This window comes from Streptomyces sp. NPDC002206 (assembly GCF_053593595.1).
Genome location: NZ_JBSFCW010000087.1, coordinates 1 through 2,715, shown reverse-complemented (window position 1 = coordinate 2,715; position 2,715 = coordinate 1). Strand labels below are relative to the sequence as shown.

The following is a 2,715-nucleotide window of genomic DNA, read 5'->3' as shown; positions in this document are numbered from 1 at the left end:
CCGTCCGTAGCCTGCTCCGCCGGGCCTGGACCACCCACCGCTGGGACGACCGCCCGAAGCGCCGCCCATGAGCCCCGCCTATCCGTGCGGCCTCTTAGGTGGGAGCTGGAGAGCATTGGTTGGGCGAGATGCCTACTGGTCAATGGATCTCGAAAGACGTCGCTGACCGCCAGCTACTGCACCGACGCGTTGGCCGACCTTGTGGCCGGCACAGGAGATTTGTACGGGCAACGACGCACAACCCGGTTCTTCTTTGACGGCGAGCCGCAGGAGCTGCGATGGGTACTCCGCCCGACCGACGGGTCGGTCGAGGTGACCATTCACGAGTTCCCTGACGTTGCCGTCAGCCCCGATCTGCCTGACTCCGACGGCACGGTGGTCTGGAGCTCGGTGCATCCGCGGCCACTGTTCGCCCACGCCGTTCTGGAAGCTGCCCAAAACGTGCTGGCGGAGCACGGCGAGGCTGGCTATCACGCCAAGTGGAGGTTGTACCCATTCCCCGTCGGTCTCGTCCAGGACGTTCGCAGGATGCACTTGCGTGACGACGTCTGTCACCTGCCCCACGACGTGTCATTGCCCTAGAGGCATTCCGCGCGGCAATCCGGCACCGCGTAGCCACGCTCGATCTCGAATCTCGGTCCAAAGCGGATCAAGCCCACTGTGTGCGGGAAGACGATGGCAAGCGGACGTGCCGTGCGCTGTGGAAGTGCACCAGTCGCCATGTGTGGTGGAAATGGGCCGGCCGACCGGATGAGCCGTTGGAGGTCTGCCCAATGCCGGAGCTTTTCCGCTGACATCCAGCGTTGACATCAACGACTATGGACAGCCACAGCGTTCAGCGGTCGCGAACGGCCCGAGTGTGCGCGGGTGGAGCCCGACTGACAGCGGGTAGACCGAACTCCTAAAGCGGGTGTCGCAGGTTCGAATCCTGCCGTGGCCACGAATAGGTTCCGTTGTCATGGCGAACACGACAACCGAGCGACGTCACCGCGGCGGCATCCGGCCTCACGGGGACGGCTTCCGGGTACGCGTCTACGCCGGGCGTGACCCGCTCACGAAGAAGGACATCCGCCTCACCGAGCAGGCCGGCACCGCCGCTGGGGCTGAGAAGATCCGCACCAGGCTCCTCCATCAGGTCGACGAGTAGCGGCACCCCAAGACCCACCACAGGGCCTCAGTCGGTTACTGCTTCCTTGCGAAGCCGCCAGAGTCGATCCCGGTGAGGATGCCGACGCCTTCTGTCGCCCGCAGTGACCGGCGGACCCGGAGGAACGCCCACATGTTGCCGATCATGACACCTGACAGCAGGGCGAAGATTGCGGACCAGCCCTCCACGGAGTCCCTCCCGCCCATGAAGGCGAAGGGGGATAGGGCGAGGACCAGCAGCGCCAGGCCGATCCCGCCGACCACCCGCCGGTGCCGGCCAGAGGTGTCGCCGGTGACCCGGACCCGGAGGCCGAACCAGAGCATGAGCGCCATACTGGCGGCCCAGATCGGCAGGGCGAATGCCAGGGCCTGGTAGCCGTGCCGCTGGGACTCCGCATAGGCGGCGACGGTGCTGGCGATCATCCCGAAGGTGAAGCCCGCAGCGGCGGCGATGACCTTGAAGACCGAGGGCATCGGCCACTGTGCTGCCAGCCGGTCCGCGGTCAGGGGGACCTCCGGGGACCGCGGGGCCTGTCGGACCGGCTCGGCGGCATGTGCCGCCCGGCGTCGGGACCTCGTTTTGACCAGCACGTACGCCAGGACGCCGCCCGCGATCACGCCCAGCAGGGCATAGAACCAGGCCGCCGGGTAGTTCCACACCAGCCAGCAGCGGTCCCTGCAGCCCCAGCGCCGCTCCCGCTTGTTCGGCAGAGTGTGCAGTAGCAGCACGAACGAGAGCACGGCCAGGACGCCGCCGAGCGCGCTGAGCAGCCGGTACCAGCCGCCCCGGGAGTACGCGAAGATCGCCCCGGCTCCGCTCAGCGGCACCGCCATCCCCACGCATATCGCGAACGCGTATCCGCTGCCTGGCCAGTGGTCACCCGCCCAGCGCCAGACCGGGGCCCTGGGCTGGACGCTTGCCACCAGGTACCCGATGAACACGGCAACGCCAATCGCACCCTTCGACCAGAGGAGGCGCCGCCCTCCGGTCGCACCACTCCCCACATCCGGTATGTGCAAATTGGTCTGGACGTTCATTATCTCGCCGCCTGTCGTCTCTCGTTCCACTGCCTTGCATTGGAGCGACCTCAGACAAGGGCTCGATGTGCGGGCGCAAACCTACCGCACCCAGCAGCCCGGGACATGGGCCGCGGGTGCGGCCAGGCTCGCACAAGGGGAAGACACCAGACGGTGGTTTGCGGGGTTGGTGTCCGTTTCCTGCTGAGGTTGGGGCAGGGCTGCAGGTCGAACCCGCCCTTTCCGATGGACCTACGACGGCACCCCACTCAAGGCCACCTGACCCCCGCCGGGTCAGTGCGGCGCTGCACGAGCGTTCGTACTGGGCCGCACGACCCTGCACCACGCACGAACCAGGGCGGGGAACTACGGGGAAGTGCGGCTGCCGATGGAGGTCACAGCCAGCAGAGGCCGAAGTCGGCATCCCGCAGGTCAGACCCCAACTCGGCCCACCTCGCTCCTAGTACTCCAGCAGTACTTTGTGGCTTGACCTGGGGAAACGTCGAGCGGTGGGAGTGTAGCGGGCAGGTTGCCGTCACGGACGGCTTCTGC

General features: G+C 67.1%; 3 protein-coding genes. 2 read left to right on the top strand and 1 reads right to left on the bottom strand.

Translation table 11 applies throughout. The annotated features are described in order from the left end of the window. Positions 1 to 189 precede the first annotated feature (189 nt). On the top strand, positions 190 to 582 hold the full coding sequence (locus tag ACWCP8_RS41110; protein WP_451121666.1) for a hypothetical protein: 393 nt from the start codon (positions 190 to 192) through the stop codon (positions 580 to 582). 376 nt (positions 583 to 958) lie between these two features. Continuing rightward, positions 959 to 1,147, top strand: coding sequence for a hypothetical protein (locus ACWCP8_RS41105; RefSeq protein ID WP_451121665.1), 189 nt, complete (start codon positions 959 to 961; stop codon positions 1,145 to 1,147). Between the two features lie 35 nt (positions 1,148 to 1,182). Here the strand turns inward: ACWCP8_RS41105 and ACWCP8_RS41100 are convergent, their stop codons facing one another. Next, the gene (locus tag ACWCP8_RS41100) at positions 1,183 to 2,088 is read right to left on the bottom strand and encodes a hypothetical protein (protein ID WP_451121663.1); all 906 of its coding nucleotides are present in this window, start codon (positions 2,086 to 2,088) and stop codon (positions 1,183 to 1,185) included. Positions 2,089 to 2,715 lie beyond the last annotated feature (627 nt).